This window comes from Kitasatospora sp. NPDC059722 (assembly GCF_042733235.1).
Taxonomy (GTDB): Bacteria; Actinomycetota; Actinomycetes; order Streptomycetales; family Streptomycetaceae; genus Kitasatospora.
In genome coordinates this window covers 1-20,616 of the sequence record NZ_JBHWGD010000084.1, presented here as the reverse complement: position 1 = coordinate 20,616, position 20,616 = coordinate 1, and the positions used below count along the sequence as shown (strand labels likewise).

General features: G+C 72.8%; 14 protein-coding genes, 2 pseudogenes and 1 riboswitch. Of the genes and pseudogenes, 11 read left to right on the top strand and 5 right to left on the bottom strand.

The genetic code is table 11. The annotated features are described in order from the left end of the window. Window positions 1-34 precede the first annotated feature (34 nt). Entirely contained in the window at window positions 35-640 is a 606-nt protein-coding gene (locus tag ACFV4F_RS34895; RefSeq protein ID WP_380446259.1) for a DUF4352 domain-containing protein, read from the bottom strand. Window positions 641-852: 212 nt separating this feature from the next. Here ACFV4F_RS34895 and ACFV4F_RS34890 point away from each other — a divergent pair, with 212 nt between their 5' ends. The 4 genes from ACFV4F_RS34890 (at window position 853) to ACFV4F_RS34875 (ending at window position 7,485) form a co-directional block, all read left to right on the top strand. Then, window positions 853-2,937, top strand: coding sequence for an N-6 DNA methylase (locus ACFV4F_RS34890; protein WP_380508694.1), 2,085 nt, complete (start codon window positions 853-855; stop codon window positions 2,935-2,937). A 160-nt stretch (window positions 2,938-3,097) separates the two neighbouring features. After that, a complete protein-coding gene (locus ACFV4F_RS34885) occupies window positions 3,098-3,799 on the top strand; it encodes a hypothetical protein (RefSeq protein WP_380508691.1) in 702 nt (233 codons plus the stop codon). Continuing rightward, a complete protein-coding gene (locus ACFV4F_RS34880; protein WP_380508688.1) occupies window positions 3,796-5,436 on the top strand; it encodes a protein kinase in 1,641 nt (546 codons plus the stop codon). The genes ACFV4F_RS34885 and ACFV4F_RS34880 overlap by 4 nt, the downstream gene beginning before the upstream one ends. A gap of 1,026 nt (window positions 5,437-6,462) precedes the next feature. Then, window positions 6,463-7,485, top strand: a complete 1,023-nt coding sequence (locus ACFV4F_RS34875; protein WP_380508685.1) for a MazG family protein — start codon at window positions 6,463-6,465, stop codon at window positions 7,483-7,485. Window positions 7,486-7,507: 22 nt separating this feature from the next. Here the strand turns inward: ACFV4F_RS34875 and ACFV4F_RS34870 are convergent, their stop codons facing one another. Next, complete coding sequence (locus ACFV4F_RS34870; protein WP_380508682.1) at window positions 7,508-7,936, bottom strand: SDR family NAD(P)-dependent oxidoreductase; 429 nt, start codon at window positions 7,934-7,936, stop codon at window positions 7,508-7,510. A 266-nt stretch (window positions 7,937-8,202) separates the two neighbouring features. On the opposite strand from ACFV4F_RS34870, the gene ACFV4F_RS34865 reads away from it, so the two are divergent. The 7 genes and pseudogenes from ACFV4F_RS34865 to ACFV4F_RS34835 all read left to right on the top strand — a co-directional run bounded on the left by ACFV4F_RS34865 (window position 8,203) and on the right by ACFV4F_RS34835 (window position 16,411). Then, window positions 8,203-9,486, top strand: a complete 1,284-nt coding sequence (locus ACFV4F_RS34865; RefSeq protein ID WP_380446265.1) for a cytochrome P450 — start codon at window positions 8,203-8,205, stop codon at window positions 9,484-9,486. 210 nt (window positions 9,487-9,696) lie between these two features. Beyond that, window positions 9,697-9,865: riboswitch (cyclic di-AMP (ydaO/yuaA leader) on the top strand. 5 nt (window positions 9,866-9,870) lie between these two features. After that, complete coding sequence (locus ACFV4F_RS34860; protein ID WP_380508679.1) at window positions 9,871-10,800, top strand: transglycosylase family protein; 930 nt, start codon at window positions 9,871-9,873, stop codon at window positions 10,798-10,800. Window positions 10,801-11,054: 254 nt separating this feature from the next. Continuing rightward, on the top strand, window positions 11,055-12,341 hold the full coding sequence (gene eno, locus ACFV4F_RS34855; RefSeq protein WP_380446267.1) for a phosphopyruvate hydratase: 1,287 nt from the start codon (window positions 11,055-11,057) through the stop codon (window positions 12,339-12,341). Between the two features lie 210 nt (window positions 12,342-12,551). After that, entirely contained in the window at window positions 12,552-13,037 is a 486-nt protein-coding gene (locus tag ACFV4F_RS34850; protein WP_380446268.1) for a septum formation initiator family protein, read from the top strand. Beyond that, window positions 13,009-13,548 (top strand): annotated as a pseudogene (locus ACFV4F_RS34845) (DUF501 domain-containing protein); the annotation flags it as partial. The gene ACFV4F_RS34850 and the pseudogene ACFV4F_RS34845, both read left to right, overlap by 29 nt. Before the next feature lie 125 nt (window positions 13,549-13,673). After that, window positions 13,674-14,615, top strand: coding sequence for an exopolyphosphatase (locus ACFV4F_RS34840; protein ID WP_380508676.1), 942 nt, complete (start codon window positions 13,674-13,676; stop codon window positions 14,613-14,615). A gap of 428 nt (window positions 14,616-15,043) precedes the next feature. Then, complete coding sequence (locus ACFV4F_RS34835; RefSeq protein ID WP_359968203.1) at window positions 15,044-16,411, top strand: NAD(P)/FAD-dependent oxidoreductase; 1,368 nt, start codon at window positions 15,044-15,046, stop codon at window positions 16,409-16,411. Window positions 16,412-16,605: 194 nt separating this feature from the next. Here ACFV4F_RS34835 and ACFV4F_RS34830 read toward each other — a convergent pair whose 3' ends face one another. The 3 genes and pseudogenes from ACFV4F_RS34830 to ACFV4F_RS34820 all read right to left on the bottom strand — a co-directional run. Then, window positions 16,606-17,682 carry an IS110 family transposase gene (locus ACFV4F_RS34830; RefSeq protein WP_380508706.1) on the bottom strand — a complete coding sequence of 359 codons (1,077 nt, stop codon included), beginning with the start codon at window positions 17,680-17,682 and terminating at the stop codon, window positions 16,606-16,608. A 237-nt stretch (window positions 17,683-17,919) separates the two neighbouring features. Then, window positions 17,920-20,478: an ABC transporter permease gene (locus ACFV4F_RS34825; protein ID WP_380508673.1), complete on the bottom strand. Its 2,559-nt coding sequence runs from the start codon at window positions 20,476-20,478 to the stop codon at window positions 17,920-17,922. 43 nt (window positions 20,479-20,521) lie between these two features. After that, a pseudogene (locus tag ACFV4F_RS34820) lies at window positions 20,522-20,616 on the bottom strand (ABC transporter ATP-binding protein); the annotation flags it as partial.

Here is a 20,616-nt window from a genome sequence, read left to right as displayed (position 1 = left end):
GCCGCCGCCGCGGTCGTCCACCCTGGCGTCGGGGTCAGCCGACCTTCCACTGGCCGACCTGGTTGGCGAAGCCGTTGTCCAGGGCGAACTGGACCTTGTCCAGCTTGACGCCGTCCGGGACCTCGAAGGTGACGAAGCCCTTGCCGGTCTCACCGGGGGCGATGTTGGTGGGGGTCTGGAAGGCCGGCCCGGCCTTGGTCTCCTCCAGGTTCGGGCCGTAGGCCTGGCCCTGGGTGTCCACGACCTTGGCGCTGCTGGCGGGGACCTCGCCGTACGCCTGGGCGCCGGTGGCCTTGATCTGGAACTGCACCGCGACGTAGTGCTTGCCGTCGGCCGGCTTGAGGTACTCGTTGGCGCTCTCGGCCGGGTCGACCACCTTCACCGCGACGACGTCGGCGGTGTTGGCCTTGTCCATGCCCTTGAGCGCGATGGTGTCGCCGATCTTTGCGGGCGCCTTGGGGGCGTCGGCGGGCTTGCTCGGCGCGGCGGGCGCGCCGGCCGAGGTGCCCGCGGCGGCCGGGGCGGTCTGCTTCGCCTCGGTGGAGACGGTGGTGCCGGTGGAGTTGCACGCGGTCGCGGTGAGGGTGATCAGCGCGGCGCCCAGCAGGAGGGCGGCGGAGCGGCGAGTGGTGGCGGACATGGCGGTTCTCCCGGTGATCGGTGGTCTTCCTGGCTGCCGCCCCTGTCCGGTGGCGACGAAGAAATCACACCACTTCGCTGTGAACGATGTCAACGGCTTCCCATAAAACATCTCTGTTCACGTGTGAACGCATGGATCGGAGGTGCTGGCTATGCTGTGTGGTCACACCCAGCCCGCAGTCCCTGTCCCCGTGCGACGTCGGAGGAGCCCCCGTGCCGGACCGAGCCGAAGTGACCGCCGTCGAGATCGCCCGGCTGGCCGGCGTCGGCCGCGCCGCGGTCAGCAACTGGCGCCGCCGCCACGCCGACTTCCCGCGCCCGGTCGGCGGCAGCGACGCCAGCCCGACCTTCGCCCTCGGCGAGGTCGAGGCCTGGCTGCGCGCACAGGGCAAGATCGCCGAACTCCCGCCCCTGGAGCGCGCCTGGCAGTTCGTCGACGCCCTCCGCGACCCGGCCGGCCACCCCGCCGCCCCGCTCGTCGAGGCCGGCACCCTCCTGCTCCTGCTGCACCGCGACCCCGACCGCTGGGCCGCCCTCGCCGCCGAGCCCGACACGCGCCTCGCGACGGCGCTCCCGAGGGCCGTCGCCGACACCGTCGTTCACACCTTCGACGCGGACGGCGCCGACCTCCTCGCTCTCCCCGGACTCCTCGGCAGCACCCAGCTCGACCTCGCCCGCCTGCTCGCCGCCCTCGCCGCAGACACCGGCGCCGCCGCGGTGTACGAGCAACTGCTCGCCCGCTACGCCGAGGCCAACACCCGCCAGCTCAGCCCCACCCCGCCCGAGGCCGCCGACCTGCTCGCCGCCGTCGCCGGCGTCCCCGCCACCGTGCTCGACCCGGCCGCCGGCCTCGGCGCCGTCCTGCTCGCCCACCCGCACACCACCGGCCGTTACGGCCAGGACGCCGACCCCGTCACCGCCGCCCTCGCCCGCCTCCGGCTCGCCCTGCACGCCCCCGCCGCCGAACCCGGCCCGCTCCCGCTCGCGCTGCGCCCCGGCGACGCGCTGCGCGCCGACGCCTACCCCGGCGACACCTTCGAGGCGGTGCTCTGCCAGCCGCCGTACAACGAACGGGACTGGGGGCACGAGGAGTTGCAGTTCGACACCCGGTGGCCGGGCGGTCTCGTCCCGCCCCGCGGCGAGTCCGAACTCGCGTGGGTCCTGCACTGCCTCGCGCACACCCGCCCCGGCGGCCTCGCCGCCCTCCTGCTGCCCCCCGCCGTCGCCGGACGCCGGTCCGGGCGCCGAGTCCGCGCCGAACTCCTGCGCTCCGGCGCCCTGCGCGCCGTCATCGCCCTGCCGGCCGGCGCCGCCCCGCCGTACGGGGTGCCGCTGCACCTCTGGGTGCTCCGCGCGCCGAAGCCGGGGGACGACTTCCGCCAGGTGCTGCTGCTCGACGCCGGGTCGGCCCCGGTGGAGGGCGGGCGCGACAAGGTCGACTGGCCCGGACTGCGGCGGACCGTCGTCCACGCCTGGCGCGCCTTCGACCGGGCCGCCCGGGACGGCGAGCCGGTGCCCGCCGACGTCCCCGGCGTCCACCGGGCGATGGCCGCGATCGACCTGCTCGACGACGAGACCGACCTCTCACCCGCCCGGCACGTCCCGCCCGCCGCCCCGCTCGGCGGCGCCGCCGAACTCTCCCACCTCGGCGGGCGGTTGACGGAACTCCTGGCCGGCCTCGCCGATCCCGCCACCCTCCTGCCCCCGCCCGGCGCGGAACCCGCCGCCGGCGTCGTCACCGTCGGCGAACTCGTGCGCGCCGGCGCACTGGAGGTGCACTCCTCCGGCACCGGCGCGACCACCCGCCCGGGCCCGGGCGAGGTGCTCGTCGTCACCGACCAGGACCTCGTCACCGGCAACCCGCCCACCGCCGCGCTCGCCGCCCCCGGCCCCGCCGGAGACCTCCGCACCCGCCCCGGCGACGTCCTCGTCCCCGCCCTCGGCGGCGGCCTCGCCCGCGTCGTCCCGGCCGAGGGCCCCCTCGTCGGCGCCGCCCTCGGCAGCCGCCTCCACCTGCTCCGCCCCGACCCGGCCGCCCTCGACGCCGAGTTCCTGGCCGGCCACCTCCGTTCCACCGCCGGCACCCGCCGCGCCGCGAGCCACGCCACCACGACCGCCCGCCTCGACATCCGCCGGGTCGAACTGCCCCGCCTCCCGCTGCCCGACCAGCAGCGTCAGGGCACCGCCTTCGCCCGCCTGGCCGCCTTCGCCACCACCCTCACCCAGGCCGCCTCCCTGGCCCAGACCCTGACCCAGGCCGCCACCGACGCCCTGGCCACCGGCTCCCTGGCTCCCTGACCCCCGGCCCGCTCCTGCGCAGGAAGTCGGTCCGACCGACTTCCTGCGCGCCGGATGTCCTCGCGCCGAGCTGACGCTCCCTCTCAACCCTGTCTCCGGGAGGGACTCCGGGCGGTACCGTGTGCTCGGTCCGTCCGTCCTCACCAGCTCAGGAGCGCACATGGCAGGGCAGTACCCCGGGACGTTCGGACCCCCGCCCGGTGCCGCCGCCCAGCCGCCGGGCCGTCCCTCGGCCTCCGTCCGGGTGCTGTGCGCGCTCGTCCCGCTGCTGACGGCGGGCGTGTTCGGCCCGCTGCCCTCCCTCGTGCTGGCGATACGCCGCAGGCGCCCGTACGACATCGCGGGCGCCGTCGTCTACTGCCTGCTGCTCCTCACCATGGTCGTCTGCGCGGGCGTCGCGAGCGACACCAAGGCCTCGGCCGCGAACGTCATCGGCGAGATCGCCCTGGCCCTCCTCTGGCTCACCCCCACGCTGCACTACCTCGTGATGGACCGCCGGTCCCTCTGGGCGCCCGCCCCGTATGCCCCGCCGCCCGCCGTTCCCCACGCCCCGTCGCCCGCCGCCCCGTACGGCGCGACCACGCCCGGCCACACCGCTCCGCCGCCCGCCGCCCCGTACGGCGCGACCACGCCCGGCCACACCGCTCCGTCGCCCGCCGCCCCGTACGGCGCGACCACGCCCGGCCACACGGCCCCGTCGCCCGCCGCCCCGTACGGCGCGACCATGCCCGGCCACACCGCCCCGTCGCCCGCCGCCCCGTACGGCGCGACCATGCCCGGCCACACGGCCCCGCCGCCCGCCGACGACCTGCGCGAACTCGGTGAACTCCTGCGCCGCCAGGCCCGCGAGGGCGGGTCGTGACCGTCGACCGCGTGATCGCGGGCCGCTACCGCCTCGCCGAGAAGATCGGCCACGGCGGCATGGGCCAGGTGTGGGGCGGCTACGACGAGCGCCTGGACCGCCCGGTCGCGGTCAAGCTGCTCCGCACCGACCACCTCCTGGCCGCCGGTCCCACCTCCGCCCCCACGGGCACCGAACAACGCCGCCACGGCGACGAGCTGCGCCGCCGCTTCCTGCGTGAGTGCCGGGTCACGGCCGCGCTGGACCACCCCGGGCTGGTCACGGTCTTCGACGCGGGGGAGGACGAGGGCGAGCTGTATCTCGTCATGCAGCGCGTCCCCGGGGTGAGCCTCGCCGACCTCATCGCCGAGGACGCGCCGTTCCCGATCGAGCGGGCGGTCGCCGTCGCCGCCCAGCTGTGCGCCGCGCTGGCCGCCGTCCACGCCGTACCGGTGGTCCACCGGGACCTCAAGCCCAGCAACGTGATGGTCCGCCACGACGGCCGTACGGTCCTGCTGGACCTCGGCATCGCCACCGCCCTCGACCCCGGCGCCACCCGCCTCACCCTCACCGGCGTGCCGATCGGCAGTCCGTCCTACATGGCGCCCGAGCAGGCGCTGGCCACCACCACCGACCCGCGCAGCGACCTCTACGCGCTCGGCTGCCTCCTGCACGAGATGCTCGCCGGCGAGGAGCCGTTCCGCGCGCCGACCGCGCTCGGCGTGCTGCGGCGCCACGTGGACGAGCCGCCGGTCCCGCTGCGCGACCTGCGGCCGGACGTACCGCAGCCGCTCGAACGCCTCGTCCTCGACCTGCTCGCCAAGCAGCCCGCCGACCGTCCCGCCGACGCCCGGCAGGTGTACGGGCGGTTGCTCCCGCTGCTGCCCGCGCCCGAGGCGGCCGCCCAACCGCGGTACGCGCCGCTGCCCGACCCCACCCGGCCGTACCGCTTCCCGCACCAGCCGCAGCCGTCGGCCGCCGGGCCGGTGCAGCAGCGGCCGGTGCCGGTGTCGGTGCCGGTGCCGCAGGCGCCGGCGACCCCGCCGCCACCGGCGGTGCCGCCGGTGGTCCCGTTCGTCCCTGCCGTCCCGTCCGTCCCGTCCGCCCCGGACCTCGGCGCGGAGTGCGGACGGCTCTCCGACCTCGTCGACGCTGGCCGCCACACCGAGGTCCTCGGCCTCGCCGCCCGGCTGTTGCCCCGCGCCGAGGCCGAACTCGGCGACGGCGCGCCGCTCGTGCGGACGATCCGCACCATCTACGCCCGCACCCTCCTCCAGGAGGGACACCACGCGCAGGCCCTCCCCGAGTACCGCCGCCTCGCCGCCACCGCCGACGGCGGCCCGTTCGGGCCCCAGGCCCTCGACCACCGCTACCGCGCGGCGATCTGCCTCGACCACCTCGGGCAGGGCGCGGAGGCGATGGCCGAGTACCAGTCCCTCCTCGCGACGGCGGCCCACGACCCCGACCCGGAACGCGCCTTCGACCTCCGCGAACGCATCGGCCTCAGGCTCGCCGCCGCGGGAGACGCCGAGAACGCCTGGCAGTGGCTCCTCCAGCTCCTTTTCGAACGCGAACGCCGCGAGGGCCCCCACCACCCCGCCGTCCGCCGCCTCCGCCACTCCCTGAACACCCTCCAACCCCACCGCACCACCCGCTGAGCCTCACCCCCCATCCCGCCGAACGCTGGGCCGCGCCGTAGGAAGTCGTTGGGGCCGACTTCCTGTGCTTCCGTGCCTGGCCTTCGCCTCAGCGTGAGAGGCCGGCGGCATCACCCCCGGCGGCTGGGCTGCGCCGTAGGAGGTCGTTGGGGCCGACTTCCTGTGCTTCCGTGCCTGGCCTTCGCCTCAGCGTGGGAGGCCGGCGGCATCACCCCCGGCGGCTGGGCTGCGCCGTAGGAGGTCGTTGGGGCCGACTTCCTGTGCTTCCGTGCCTGGCCTTCGCCTCGGCGTGGGAGGCCGGCGGCATCGCCCCCGCCCACTGGGCCGTGTCGTAGGAAGTCGATGGGGCCGACTTCGTACGTTTCCGTTTCCTGGCGTCCACCTCCACGTGAGAGGTCGGCGGCATCGCCCCCGCCTGCTGGGCCGCGCCGTAGGAAGTCGTTGGGGCCGACTTCCTGTGCTTCCGTGCCTGGCCTTCGCCTCGGCGTGGGAGGCCGGCGGCATCGCCCCCGCCTGCTGGGCCGCGCTGTAGGAAGTCGGTGGGGCCGACTTCCTGCGTTTCCGTTTCCTGGCGTCCGCCTCGGCGTGGGAGGCCGGCGGCATCGCCCCCGCCCACTGGGCCGCGCTGTAGGAAGTCGATGGTGCCGACTTCCTGTGGAGGCCCGCGTCCGGGGATGGCGGGGTGTGCCGGATGTCGGCCCGGCCGACTTCCTGTGCGGAGCCTCGTTTCGGGCTGTGGCGCAGGGAGTCGATGGGGCCGACTTCCTGTGCAGGGCCCCGGATGCGGGGAAGCGGCGCTGTGCGAGGCCCGATGGTGCGGGAGGTCGGCGGGGCCGACTTCTCGTGTGGGGCGCGTGGGGAGCCGCCCTGCTCGACTTCGTGTGCCTGGCCTTCGAGTCCAGTGTGAGACGCGAAGCCCTGTACCGAGGCGAGACGCCGGGGGCGGCTTCTCGGAGATCCGCGGGACGGTGGTCCGGATCGGGTTCTGCTGGTCGGGCAGGGGGCCGGGGCGGGTAGGTTCGGGGTGTGACGACGAATACTCCGGGCGCGAAGTTGATCCTGCTCACCACCACCCACCGGGTGGCCCCCGGGCTGCTGGCGTGGCCGGCGTGGGAGGCGTTGCGGTCGGCGGGGCGGGTGCTGGCGGGGGACGCCGGGCATCCGCAGGTGGCCGCGGTGCGGCAGGCCGGGGTGGACGTGGAGATCGTGGAGCCGGCTTCGGCGCCGGCGCTGGCGCGGCTGCTGACCGAGGAGCCCGCCGGCCGGGCCCCCACGGTGTGGCTGGGCAGCCCCGACGGGGACCCGGGCCTCACCGCGGCGCTGGCGCGCCTGGCCGTGGAGCACGCGGGGGAGGTGCCGGAGATCGAGGTGCTGCCGGGGTCGTACGACCTGCCCGGCGCCCGCCTGCTGGACCTGGTCTCGGTGATGGACCGGCTGCGCTCGCCGGGGGGCTGCCCGTGGGACGCCGAGCAGACGCACGCGAGCCTGGTGAAGTACCTGGTCGAGGAGGCGTACGAGCTGGTCGAGGCGATCGAGGAGGGGGACCGGGAGACGCTGCGCGAGGAGCTGGGGGACGTCCTGCTCCAGGTGTTCTTCCATTCGCGGATCGCCGAGGAGCACCCGACCGACGCCTTCTCGATCGACGACGTGGCCGGTGACCTGGTCGAGAAGCTGATGTACCGGCACCCGCACGTGTTCGGGGACGTCGAGGCGGAGGGCGCCGCCGAGGTCGAGGCGAACTGGGAGCAGCTGAAGGCGGCCGAGAAGGCGGACCGCGAGTCGGTGCTGGACGGCGTGCCGGCCGGGCTGCCGTCGCTCGCGTACGCGGCGAAGCTGGTGTCGCGGGTGCGCCGGGCCGGGTTCGAGGGCGTGCCGGACGAGTCGTACGAGCTGCCCGCGGAGCTCACGGAGGAGTCCGCGGGCAGGCTGCTGCTGGCCGTGGCGCAGCGGGCGCACGACGCGGGGGTGGACGTGGACGCGGCGCTGCGCGCGGCGGCGCGCGCCTACCGGGACGCGGTCCGCGAGGCCGAGGGCCTCAAGCCGGAGTAGACGCGGGGGAAGGGGAAGGGCCTCAGGCCGCCGTCACCGCGTCCTGGACGGTGGTCCGCGGCTGGGGCAGGACGACCTCGCCGATGGCCTCGCCGACGAGGGCGACGAGTTCGGCGAGGCGCTCCAGGCCGAGATGGTCGGGAAGGTCGGCGAGGGAGATGATCCGCTCGCCGTCCGGGCCGGCGACGCAGAACAGGTCGATCGGCCCGAGGTGCTTCTCGGCGGTGTCGACGAGCGCGGCGACGTCGCTGGGGCGGCGGACGTCCCCGCCGACGCCGACGACGGGGCAGCCGGGCCGGTCGAGTTCGCCGGCGAGGTCCTCGGCGACGCCGGCCCGCTGGTCGGCGATCAGCACTCCGGCGGCGCCGGCCGCGGTGAACCGGCGGGCGAGGTCGGCTCCCGACCCGCCGTCGAGTACCGCGATGACGACGACTGCCCCGGTGACCCGCATGGTGCGCTCCTCCCTGTGGGCGGTCCGCACTGACGCCCACGATTTCTGCCGAGGATCGTAGGCAGGTCCTGACCCTCCGCAACAGGGGTTACCCCTCAGGTGACCAGGCTCACGCCTGCCCACCGTCCAAGAGCTGTCCAAAACCCGTCCACGCACTGTCCACGGGCCGTTCGCGGGGCGTTGAGGAACGGTCCGCGGGCCGTTGACGATCCGGTCACTCACCGTAGATGGCGGGGTGCCCCCGACCCACCGGATACGGTCGTCCCATGCCAGTTCAGCCCGACGCCGCCCGCCCGCCGCTCTTCACGTGGGAGTTCGCCGCCGACCCGTACCCGGCGTACGCGTGGCTGCGCGAGCACGCCCCGGTGCACCGCACCACGCTGCCGAGCGGGGTGGACGCCTGGCTGGTGACGCGGTACGCGGACGCGCGGCAGGCGCTGGCGGACGGCCGGCTGTCGAAGAACCCGGCGCACCACAGCGAGCAGGCGCACCGCACCGGCCGGGTCGGGATCCCGGGGGAGCGGCAGGCGGACCTGATGACGCACCTGCTGAACATCGACCCGCCGGACCACACCCGGCTGCGCCGCCTGGTCTCGAAGGCGTTCACGCCGCGCCGGGTGGCCGAGTTCGAGCCGCGGGTGCAGCAGCTCACCGACCGCCTGATCGACGGCTTCGCGCAGCGCGGTTCGGCGGACCTCATCCACGAGTTCGCGTTCCCGCTCCCCATCTACGCGATCTGCGACATGCTCGGCGTGCCGGCCGAGGACCAGGACGACTTCCGCGACTGGGCCGGCATGATGATCCGCCACGGGGGCGGCCAACGCGGCGGCGTGGGGCGGGCGGTGAAGCGGATGCGGGCGTACCTGCTGGAGCTGATCCACCGCAAGCGGGCGGACCTCGGGGACGACCTGATCTCGGGCCTGATCCGGGCGAGCGACCACGGCGAGCACCTCACCGAGAACGAGGCCGCCGCGATGGCGTTCATCCTCCTGTTCGCCGGCTTCGAGACGACCGTCAACCTGATCGGCAACGGGACGTACGCGCTGCTGCGCAACCCGGAGCAGCGCCGCCTGCTGCAGGAGTCGGTGGCGCGGGGCGAGACGGCGCTGCTGGAGACCGGGATCGAGGAACTCCTGCGCTACGACGGTCCGGTGGAGCTGGCGACGTGGCGGTTCGCGACCCACCCGCTGACCATCGGCGGGGTGGACATCCCGGTCGGCGACCCGGTGCTCGTGGTGCTGGCGGCGGCGGACCGGGATCCGGCCAGGTTCTCGGACGAGAACACCCTGGACCTGGCCCGGGCGGACAACCCGCACCTGGGTTTCGGGCACGGCATCCACTACTGCATCGGCGCCCCGCTGGCCAGGCTCGAAGGCCGGTCGGCGCTGGCCACGCTGTTGTCCCGGCTGCCCGATATCGCGCTGGCGGAAAGCCCGGAGAACCTGCGGTGGCGCGGTGGCCTGATCATGCGCGGATTGCGCGAACTTCCGGTCGAATTCAGTCCCGAGAGCCGTTCACCGCACGCGCTTCCCGACGCTCCGACACACTGACGGGACGTCGCGAACCGGTACGGATCGGCCGTATGAACACCCATCAATCCGGACAAACAGCCGCCGTTGGTAGGCGATCGACCACGTGCCGTAATTTCTGTGTGATGTCTGCGATATGAGCTTGTGATTGGTCTGAGGATCTGTCTACTCTCCCTGGAGTTCGCAGCTGCGGACCCCGAGTGCGGAACGCCGAGTCCTGCCCGCCGCGCCACGGGAAACCGACCAGAACCCTGGGCAGGGGCGGGGGAACCAGGTTTGTTGCCGTTCCTCCACGGCTTGGGGTGAAGCCGCCCGAGCGGAATCGTTTCCGCAGACGGCGGCCGGGCCACCTCCCGGTCCGAACCCGACAGCTCACCTCGCAGGCGTGCGGAGAGGGACCCCTTCATGCTGTTCGTTGGAACCGGTCGTCACCGCCGTCGCACCCAGACCGAGAAGGCCATCGCCGTCGCCGGAGTGGCCGGCGTCGGACTCGCGATGCCGATCCTCACCGCCACCGGCGCCTCCGCCGCCCCGGCCTCCGCCTGGGACTCCGTCGCCCAGTGCGAGAGCGGCGGCGACTGGGGCATCAACACCGGCAACGGCTTCTACGGCGGCCTGCAGTTCACCTCCAGCACCTGGAAGGCCTTCGGCGGCACCGCGTACGCGGCGCAGGCCAACCAGGCCTCCAAGGGCCAGCAGATCGCGGTGGCCGAGAAGGTCCTGGCCTCGCAGGGTCCGGGCGCCTGGCCGGTCTGCTCGAAGAAGGCCGGCCTGTCGAAGGGCGGCGCCCCCGCCGCCGTCGACACCTCCGACGCCAAGCCCGCCGCGCAGCAGCACTCCCAGCCGGCGCAGCAGCAGCCCGCGGCGAAGCCGGCCCAGCCGAAGCCGGCTCAGAAGCCCGCCCAGCAGCAGTACCAGCAGCACACGCAGCAGGCCCAGCAGCAGCCGCAGGCCCCGGGCTTCTCCGGCAAGGCCGGCTGGGACGCCGACGCGAAGGTGTACTGGTACCAGAACAACGGCACCTGGTACTGGACCAGCCACCAGGGCGTCTACCAGCAGTACGCGGGCCAGGCCCAGCAGCAGGCCGCTCAGCAGCAGTACGCCCAGCAGCAGGTCCAGCAGCAGTACGCCCAGCCGCAGCAGCAGGCCCCGCGCGCTGCCGTCGCCCCGCAGGGCGGCCACGACTACACCGTCCACGCCGGTGACACGCTGTCGAGCATCGCGTCCGCCCAGGGTGTGCACGGCGGCTGGCAGTCGGTCTACGACGGCAACCGCGGCACCGTCGGCGGCGACCCGAACCTGATCCTGCCCGGCCAGGTGCTGCACCTCGGCTGACGCCGGCCGGAACCGGTGCGACACGCCACGGAGGGGGCCGACCCCGGATCGGCCCCCTTCGTCCGCTTCCGCCCCTTTTCCCGGGGAGCCCAGGTGAACTACCGGTAAGTAGCCCGGCCACACGCTGAGACGGGACCGAGGTCGGCGTGGCCCCGGGACCACGTGCGGTTAGGCTCTGGTCGTAACGACTCCGCAATCATCCCGCCGGCCGCACCACTGGTCAGCGGGACCCTGCTTCCGCAAGGAGATGCCTCGTGCCGTCCATCGATGTCGTCGTAGCCCGTGAGATCCTCGACTCGCGTGGCAACCCCACGGTCGAGGTCGAGGTCGGCCTCGACGACGGCAGCACCGGTCGTGCCGCTGTCCCGTCGGGTGCCTCCACCGGCGCCTTCGAGGCGCTGGAGCTCCGCGACGGTGACAAGAACCGCTACTTCGGCAAGGGCGTGGAGAAGGCCGTCCTGGCCGTCATCGAGCAGATCGGCCCGGAGCTGGTCGGCTACGACGCCACCGAGCAGCGCCTGATCGACCAGGCCATGCTCGACCTGGACGCCACCCCGGACAAGTCCTCGCTCGGCGCCAACGCCATCCTGGGCGTCTCGCTGGCCGTCGCGCACGCCGCCTCCGAGGCGAGCGACCTGCCGCTGTTCCGCTACCTGGGCGGCCCGAACGCGCACGTCCTGCCGGTCCCGATGATGAACATCCTCAACGGCGGCTCGCACGCGGACTCCAACGTCGACATCCAGGAGTTCATGATCGCCCCGATCGGCGCGGAGTCCTTCTCCGAGGCCGTCCGCTGGGGCGTCGAGGTCTACCACACCCTCAAGGGCGTCCTGAAGGAGCGCGGCCTGTCCACCGGCCTCGGCGACGAGGGCGGCTTCGCGCCGAACCTGGACAGCAACCGCGAGGCCCTGGACCTCATCACCGAGGCCATCCAGAAGGCCGGCTACGTGCCCGGCCGCGACATCGCGCTGGCCCTGGACGTCGCCGCCTCCGAGTTCTACCAGGACGGCGCCTACCAGTTCGAGGGCAAGGCCCTCTCGGCCGCGGAGCTCATCGAGTACTACGCCGGGCTCGTCGCCGCCTACCCGCTGGTCTCCATCGAGGACCCGCTGGACGAGTCGGACTGGGACGGCTGGAAGGCCATGACCGTCAAGCTGGGCGACAAGGTCCAGCTGGTCGGCGACGACCTGTTCGTCACCAACCCGGCCCGCCTGGCCAAGGGCATCGAGACCGGCACCGCCAACGCGCTGCTGGTGAAGGTCAACCAGATCGGCTCGCTGACCGAGACCCTGGACGCCGTCGAGCTGGCCCAGCGCAACGGCTACCGCTGCATGATGTCGCACCGCTCCGGCGAGACCGAGGACGTCACCATCGCCGACCTGGCCGTCGCCACCAACTGCGGTCAGATCAAGACCGGCGCCCCGGCCCGCTCCGAGCGCGTCGCCAAGTACAACCAGCTGCTGCGCATCGAGGAGATCCTCGACGACGCCGCCGAGTACGCCGGCCGCGGCGCCTTCCCGCGCTTCCGCTCCGCGGAGTAATCACGCTCTGCGGAGTAATCAGCACGGTCGCTCCGCGGAGCAATGAGCACAGCCGCTCGGCGGAGTAGTACGCACAGCGAGCACGAGGGCTGAACACCTCCGGTGGTGCACGCCTGACCGGTGCCCCGCCGTTCACCCCGTAGGGTGGACGGCGGGGCACCGTCGCGACCAGGAGGGGAACGGGAGATGGCTGGCTGGAGGATCCCGGGCTTGGCGGCCCGTCCTCGCTTCACGAGCCGGGCGACCGTCCTCGTCCTGGTGCTCTGCTCGCTGGTGGCGATCCTCGCCTACCCGACGCGGCAGTTCATCTCCCAGCGCGCCGAGATCTCCGCCCAGCGGGCGAAGGCCGAGCACGCCCGGCAGCAGGTCGAGCAGCTGCGCCGGGACAAGGCCCGCTGGCAGGACCCGGAGTACGTCAAGGCGCAGGCCCGTGCCCGGCTGCACTACGCGATGCCGGGGGAGACCCCGTACATCGCGGTGGATCCGGCCGGAGCGGGCGCCGCCCAGTCCTCCGCCGCCCCGCCCGCCCCCTCCGACGGCACGGCCGGCGGCGCGGTGAAGGCCGCCAAGCCCTGGTACTCCAGCGTCTGGGACTCGGTGGACGCCGCCGACACCGCGGCCCTGGCCCCCATCGCGCCGTCGACCCGTCCCCTCCCACCGTCCCCCGCTGGAGACCCCTCCCCCCATGACCACTGAGAACCACCCCGCCGTCTCCGACGCCGACGTCGCCGCCATCGCCGCCCAGCTGGGCCGGGTCCCGCGCGGCCTGCGCGGCGTGGCCCACCGCTGCCCGTGCGGCAACCCGGACGTCGTCGAGACGGCCCCGCGGCTGCCCGACGGCACGCCGTTCCCGACGCTCTACTACCTGACCTGCCCCAAGGCCGCCTCGCTGATCGGCACCCTGGAGGCGGACGGCGTGATGAAGGAGCAGACCGCCCGGCTGGCCGAGGACCCGGAGCTGGCGGCCGCGTACCAGGAGGCGCACGAGGACTACATCGCCCGGCGCGACGCCATCGAGGTGCTGGAGGGCTTCCCGAGCGCCGGCGGCATGCCGGACCGGGTCAAGTGCCTGCACGTGCTGGTCGGCCACTCGCTGGCCGCCGGAGAGGGCGTCAACCCGCTCGGTGACGAGGCGATCGGCATGCTGGAGGACTGGTGGGCCAAGGGCCCGTGCGTCTCCCCGGCCGAGGTCGAGGCGGCCGGCGAGCGGGTCCTGCGCAACCGGGCCAAGGACCAGGACCACGAGGCCGTCATCGCCGCCAAGGAGCAGAAGACCGCCGAGCGCGCCGCGAAGAAGCGTGCCGCCGACGAGGCCGAGGCGCGGGAGTCCGAGTGAGCACGACCCGCGTGGCCGCGATCGACTGCGGCACCAACTCGATCCGGCTGCTGGTCGCCGACCTGGACCCGGCGACCGGTGAGATCACCGACCTGGACCGCCGGATGATCGTCAACCGGCTGGGCCAGGGCGTGGACCGCACCGGCCGGCTGCACCCGGACGCGCTGGCCCGCACCTTCGCGGCCTGCCGGGAGTACCGGGAGGTCGTCGACGGCTTCGGGGTCGGCCCGGAGCGCATCCGCTTCGTCGCCACCAGCGCCTCCCGGGACGCCGAGAACAGCGACGAGTACGTCAAGGGCGTGCGCGAGATCCTCGGCGTCGAGCCCGAGGTGGTCAGCGGCGAGGAGGAGGCGCACCTGTCCTTCGTCGGCGCCACCAAGGAGCTGACCGGCGGTCAGTTCGCCGCGCCGTACCTGGTGTTCGACCTCGGCGGCGGCTCGACCGAGTTCGTGCTCGGCACGGACGACGTCCAGGCCGCGCGCTCGGTGGACATCGGCTGCGTCCGGCTGACCGAGCGGCACTTCGGCGGCGCCGAGCTGCCCTCCGCGGAGCAGATCGCCGAGGCCAGGGCGCACGTGCGGGCCGAGCTGGACAAGGCCGAGGAGGCCGTCCCGCTGACCGGCGCGGCCACCCTGGTGGGCCTCGCCGGGACGGTCACCACGGTGTCCGCGATCGCCCTGGACCTGCCGGCCTACGACTCGGCGGTGATCCACCACTCGCGGATCGGCCGGGAGCGGGTCGCGGAGATCGCCCGCGAGCTGCTGGCCGCCACCCACGCCGAGCGCGCCGCGATCCCGTCGATGCACCCGGGCCGGGTGGACGTGATCGCGGCCGGGGCGCTGGAGTTGTTGGAGATCATGGAGCGCACCGGCGCCGCCGAGGTCGTCGTGAGCGAGCACGACATCCTGGACGGCATCGCCTGGAGTATCGCCTCCTGACCCGTTGCGGGCCTTACCCGACCGGCTCCGGAACCCCGAACGGGGGGCCGGGGCCGGGGCGCGCCCGGGCGCGGGCGGAAAAGTTCGTGAATTTCTTCACATGGCGATCCAGTCATTCGTCGCACCCGCTCGTCCGCTACGTCCGAATTGTGGGACCGAAGGCTGCCACCGCGCGTCGCCCGTTGGATCGCAGGTCAGGCCTCGCTTGAGGTTTGAAAATCGAAATCACAAGCGGGAACCCGGGTGCTGTACGGATCGTTGCTGCTCAGCAGGGTGGTGTGACCCCGGGTGCTCACGGGGTGCCCGCGGGTGCGGTGAGGTGTCCCCGAGGAGGCCGTTTTGTGGCCGCGCAGTGTAGCACGGGGTGTCCATCCGCTTGTGACCGGGCTCACGAAGGCTGCTCCGGACGGTGCTGGATACTTTCGGATATGAGCACCACGGAGCGTCCTCGCATCCTCATTGTCGGCGGTGGTTACGTCGGCCTGTATGCCGCGATGCGCATCCTCAAGAAGATGCGTTACGGCGAAGCGACCGTCACGGTCGTCGACCCGCGGTCGTACATGACGTACCTGCCCTTCCTCCCCGAGGCGGCCGGCGGCAACGTCGCGCCCCGCAACCTCGTCGCGCCCCTGCGCAGCGCCCTCAAGAAGGCGGAGGTGCTCACCGGTCACGTGACCGCTGTGGACCACGCCCGCAAGGTCGCCACCATCGCGCCCGCGGCCGGCGACTCCTACGAGCTGCCCTTCGACTACCTCGTCGTCGCGACCGGCTCGGTCTCCCGCACCTTCCCGATCCCGGGTCTGGCGGAGAACGGCATCGGCATGAAGACGGTTGAGGAGGCCATCGCCCTCCGCAACCACGTCATGGCGCAGCTGGACAAGGCCGAGTCCACCACGGACGAGGCGATCCGGCGCAAGGCCCTGACCTTCGTCGTCATCGGCGGCGGCTTCGCCGGCGTCGAGACGATCGCCGAGGTCGAGGACATGGCGCGCGACGCCGCCAAGATCTACAAGACCGTCAGCCGCGACGACATGCGCTTCATCCTGGTGGAGGCGGCCAACCGCATCCTCCCCGAGATGGGCCCGGACCTCGGTCTGTGGACCAAGGAGAAGCTCGGCGAGCGCAACATCGAGGTCTACATCGAGACCTCCATGGACTCCTGCGTCGACGGCCACGTCGTGCTGAAGAACGGCATGGAGATGGACGCCTCCACCATCGTGTGGACGGCCGGCGTGAAGCCGAACCCGGTGCTGGCCCACTTCGGCCTGCCGCTGGGCCCGCGCGGCCACGTCGACACGGCGCCGACCCTCCAGGTCCAGGGCTTCGACTACGTCTGGTCCGCCGGCGACAACGCCCAGGTGCCGGACCTCGCCGCCGGCGAGGGCGCCTGGTGCCCGCCGAACGCGCAGCACGCCTGCCGCCAGGCCGTCGTCCTCGGCGACAACGTGATCTCCGGCATGCGCGGCTTCCCGCAGAAGGAGTACAAGCACAAGAACCTCGGTGCGGTCGCCGGTCTGGGCCTGCACAAGGGTGTCGCGATCCTCTTCGGCAAGTTCAAGCTGAAGGGCCGCCTCGCCTGGTGGTTCCACCGCGCGTACCACGGCGCCATGGTGCCGACCTTCAACCGCAAGGTCCGCGTCTTCACCGACTGGACCCTCGCCGTCTTCCTGAAGCGCGAGATGGTCGGCCTGTCCCAGATGGAGCAGCCGTACCTGCCCATCCAGGAGGTCACCCCGCCCACGAAGCCCGTGGAGGCCGCCAAGCCGGCCGCCGAGAAGGAACTCGCGAGCAAGTAAGCGACTGAGACCCCGGTGTGGGAGCACCGGGGTATGAGTCGGAGGCCCTCCGCCCGGCAGTGTCGCCGGACCACGACCTCCGTGGTGCTCAGCCGGCCGTGCGACCGGGCGGAGTACAGAAGTTGGAAGGCCCCTGCCGAACCCTCCGGCAGGGGCCTTCCGCGTTCCCGGACCGGCCGATGCTCCTATAGACGTCAAGCGGCGGGCGCGAGGTCGCCTGGAGTGATTCGTGCGGCTGCTGTGCCGGTGAGCGCGCGGTAGACCTCGCGTGCGACGAAGCGCTTGAGGCAGCGGATGATGTCCTTCTTCGAGAGTCCTTCCTTGGTGCGGCGGGCGACGTAGGCACGGGTGCGCTCGTCGTAGCGCATGCGGACCAGCACGATGGTGTGCAGGGCGTTGTTGGCAGCCCGGTCACCGCCGCGGTTGAGGCGGTAGCGGTGGGTTCGGCCGGAGGATGCAGGGATCGGCGCGACTCCGGCAAGGTGCGCGAACGCGCCCTCGGAGCGCATCCGTTCGGGGTTGTCCCCGGCGGATGCGAGGAGCTGGCCGGCGGTCTCGGGGCCGACGCCGAACAGTGCGATCAGTTCCGGTGCGGCTCGTCGGACCAGCGGGCCGATCGCGGCATCGAGCTCGGCGATCTCCTCATCCAGGCTCTGGTGGCGTCGGGCCAGGCGCCGCAGGGCCGCCTTGGTCGCGGCCAGCGGCGTGGACAGGTCCGTGCCGGGCCGCAGCCGGGCGAGTGTGCCTATCAGGCAGACACGCTCCAGTCCCGCGACCTGCTCGCGCAGCACCGCCGGGGCGGACACGAGCATGCTGCGGATCTGGTTCATCGCCTGGGTGCGGGCCTTGATGCCGCTGCGGCGGGCGACCCGCAGCACACGCACGGCCTCGACCAGGCCGTCGCGGCTCTTCGGGACGCCCGTGGCCCGCCCGGAGGCCACCGCCGTGGCAGCGGCGTAGGCGTCGATCGGGTCGGACTTGCCCCGCAGCCGCCGGGTCCTGCGGTCCGGGCGGTCTACATCGACGACCGTGACCCCGGCGGCGGTCAGAACTCGGGCGAGCTCGGCGCCGTAGGCACCGGTGCCCTCCACCCCGACCGCCGTCAGGGCGCCGTACGAGCGCATCCAGTCCAGCAGGTCCCGATAGCCGCTGACCGTGGCCGGGAACTCCCGATCGGCGAGATGCCGGCCAAGAGGGTCGATCACCGCCGCGTGGTGGGTCAGGCCATGGGTATCGACTCCGCCGGTGATCGCCGGACCGTCGTGCGTCATGCTGGTCATGTCCGTCCTTGTCGCTTGTCCGAGCCGAGGGCGGCACGCGCCGGTCGGGCGGGTGGACAAGACAGTGACGGGGCCTCTGGCCAGGCTCCTATGAAGTCACAAGCACCCGTCCGGCCGCGTGCATGGCGACGCCGCCAGCGAGCCGACAAATCGCAAACAGGACAGCCGAAGCGTCAGTCAGTCGGTGGGTCAGACCCGCTGGCAACATCGCCACGAACATCATCACTGTCAGTCGGTCTTGATGCTCTCCAGGATGTCCAGCTTGGACGCCCGGCGGGCCGGCCAGATCGCGGCCACCAGGCCGACCAGTCCGGCGAGGAGCAGGAAGAGCGCCAGCTGGCCGTACGGCACGACCGTGGTGAGCCCGGCCAGGCTGGACTTCAGGGTGCCGTTGACGGCCCAGGCGATGAAGCAGCCGAGCAGCACGCCGATCCCGGCGCCGAACAGCGAGATCACCACGGACTCCAGACGGACCATCCGCTTGATGCCCCGGCGGTCCAGGCCGATCGCCCGCAGCATGCCGATCTCGCGCTTGCGCTCGAAGACCGACATCGCCAGCGTGTTGATCACGCCGAGGACCGCGACCAGCACGGACATCGCCAGCAGGCCGTACATCAGGTTCAGGATGAAGGTGATGGACTGGCTGAAGCGGTCCCGGACGTCCTGCTTGGACTTGACCTCGATCACCGGGTTGGCACCGGTGGCGTCCTTGAGGGACTGCTTGAGCGCGGCGGTGGCGCCGTCCTTGCCCTTGACCAGGACGTCGGTGACCTGTGCCTTCGGCTCGTGCTTGAGGATCTCGCCGTTGGCCAGGACGACCGGGCCGAGCATGCCGCCCTTCTCGTACACGCCGCCGACGGTGAGCTGCCCGGTGGACTTGTCCGGGAAGGTCACGGCCATGGTCGAGCCCGTGGTGACGTTGAACTTCGTGGCGACGTCCTGGTCCACCAGGAGCCGGCCCTGGCCGAGGGCGGCGGTGGAGCCGCTGGTCAGCTTGACCGAGGCGAGCTGGTCGAAGCTGTCCGCGTTCAGGCCGCTGATCGCCTTGCTGGTGCCGTCGAGCTTCCAGTAGACGGAGGTGAGCGGCGAGGAGGCCGCCACCCCGGGGGCCTTGGCGATCTCGCCGGGCACCTGGTCGGACAGGCCCATCCCGTTGGCGGTGCCGACCAGGTAGTCGGCCTTCATCGAGTCGGTGATGGCCCGGTCGATCACGCCGGTGACCGAGGCGCCCAGCACGGTGAGGCCGGTGACCAGGGTCAAGCCGATGGTGAGCGCGGCGGCGGTGGAGGCGGTGCGGCGGGGGTTGCGCACGGCGTTCTGCTGGGCCAGCTTGCCCGGGGTGCCGGCCAGCTTGCGCAGCACCGGGCCGACCAGGGCGATGACCGGACGGGAGAGCAGCGGCAGCAGCACGAACACGCCGATCAGGGCCAGGAAGGCGCCGATCGCGACCGGCATCCGGCCGGTGTCGTTGCCGGTCGAGGCGCCGAAGCCGATCAGCGCGAGACCGCCGGCGGCGAGGAGGGAGCCGATCGTGTTGCGGACCACCAGGCTCTTCTGACTGACCGGCTGGTCGCCGTTGCTCATCGCGGCCACCGGGGCGATCCGGGAGGCGCGCATGGCCGGCAGCAGGGCCGACAGCACCGTCACCAGGACACCGACCAGCAGGGTCACGCCGATGGTGAGCGGCTTGATCACCAGCGAGCCCTGCGGCATGTCCGCGTTCAGCGTGCTCATGAGGGACTGCAGCCCGGCGCCGATCCCGACGCCCGCGAGCAGACCGGCGACGGCGGAGACGACACCGATCGCCAGCGCCTCCACCAGGACGGAGCGGGTGACCTGCTTGCGGCTGGCGCCGATCGCCCGCAGCAGCGCGAGTTCCTTGGTGCGCTGGGCGACCAGCATGGTGAAGGTGTTCGCGATGATGAAGATGCCGACGAAGAGCGAGATGCCGGCGAACGCGAGCAGCACGGTGCGCAGGGTGTTGGTGCCCTCGGCGATCTGCTTCTGCTCGTCGGCCTTGAGCTTGGCCCCGGTCTCGACGTCGAACTGGTTGCCGGCCGGCACCGTGGGCTGGACCTGGGCGAGCAGCGCGTCCTCGGTGGTGCCGGGCTTGGCGGTGAGCACGATGCTGCTGTAGCGGCCCGGCTCCAGGAGCAGCTGCTGGGCGGTGGCGCGGTCGAACAGGGTGAGCGTGCCGCCGGAGTTCACCACCGGGTCGGCGGTGGTGAAGATCCCGGTGAGCTTCGCCTCGATGACCGGCCCGTTGGCGGCCACCCGGACGGTGTCGCCGACCTTGTAACCGGCCTTGTCGGCGGTCTTGCGGTCGAGCGCGATCTCCTTGCCGTTCGCCGGCCCCCGGCCCTCGGCCATCGGGTAGCGCGCGTCCCCGCCGTCCTGGCCCGGGGTGAAGTTGGCGCCCTTGGCGGCCCAGAACTGGCCAACCAGGTTGCCGTTGCGGTCGGCGACGCCGGTGAAGCCGCTGACCACGCCACGGGCGCCGGCGGTGCCCGGCAGCGCGGCGAACTGCTGGACGGTGGCGTCGGTGAGCGTGGCGGAGCCGCTCTCGCTCTTCTCCTTGGCCGAGACGCGGGAGCCGGCCGCGTTGTCCACGACCTGGACCGAGACGTCCGAGTAGCTCTTGGAGTTGCTGTCCCGCATGGCCTTGCCGAAGGTGTCGGAGAAGACCATGGTGCCCGCCACGAAGGCGGTGCCCAGCATGACGGCCAGGGCCGTCATCAGCAGTCGGCCCTTGTGGGCCAGCACGTTGCGCAGTGCGGTGCGATACATGAGGTGTCCTGGGTTCAGGTGCGGGCGTTCGGTTGCCGGAAGGTCAGCTGGTGCGGCCCTTGGCGTCGAAGCGGCGCATGCGGTCCAGGACGGTGTCGGCGGTGGGGTTGTGGAGTTCGTCGACGATGCGGCCGTCGG

What these genes read in the sequence shown, in the direction of transcription:
- ACFV4F_RS34825 (WP_380508673.1), bottom strand. Translation starts at nt 20,478, where the DNA reads ATGTATCGCACCGCACTGCGCAACGTGCTGGCCCACAAGGGCCGACTG.
- ACFV4F_RS34870 (WP_380508682.1), bottom strand. Translation starts at nt 7,936, where the DNA reads ATGCGGGTCACCGGGGCAGTCGTCGTCATCGCGGTACTCGACGGCGGG.
- ACFV4F_RS34865 (WP_380446265.1), top strand. Translation starts at nt 8,203, where the DNA reads ATGCCAGTTCAGCCCGACGCCGCCCGCCCGCCGCTCTTCACGTGGGAG.
- ACFV4F_RS34860 (WP_380508679.1), top strand. Translation starts at nt 9,871, where the DNA reads ATGCTGTTCGTTGGAACCGGTCGTCACCGCCGTCGCACCCAGACCGAG.
- ACFV4F_RS34895 (WP_380446259.1), bottom strand. Translation starts at nt 640, where the DNA reads ATGTCCGCCACCACTCGCCGCTCCGCCGCCCTCCTGCTGGGCGCCGCG.
- ACFV4F_RS34830 (WP_380508706.1), bottom strand. Translation starts at nt 17,682, where the DNA reads ATGACGCACGACGGTCCGGCGATCACCGGCGGAGTCGATACCCATGGC.
- ACFV4F_RS34835 (WP_359968203.1), top strand. Translation starts at nt 15,044, where the DNA reads ATGAGCACCACGGAGCGTCCTCGCATCCTCATTGTCGGCGGTGGTTAC.
- ACFV4F_RS34885 (WP_380508691.1), top strand. Translation starts at nt 3,098, where the DNA reads ATGGCAGGGCAGTACCCCGGGACGTTCGGACCCCCGCCCGGTGCCGCC.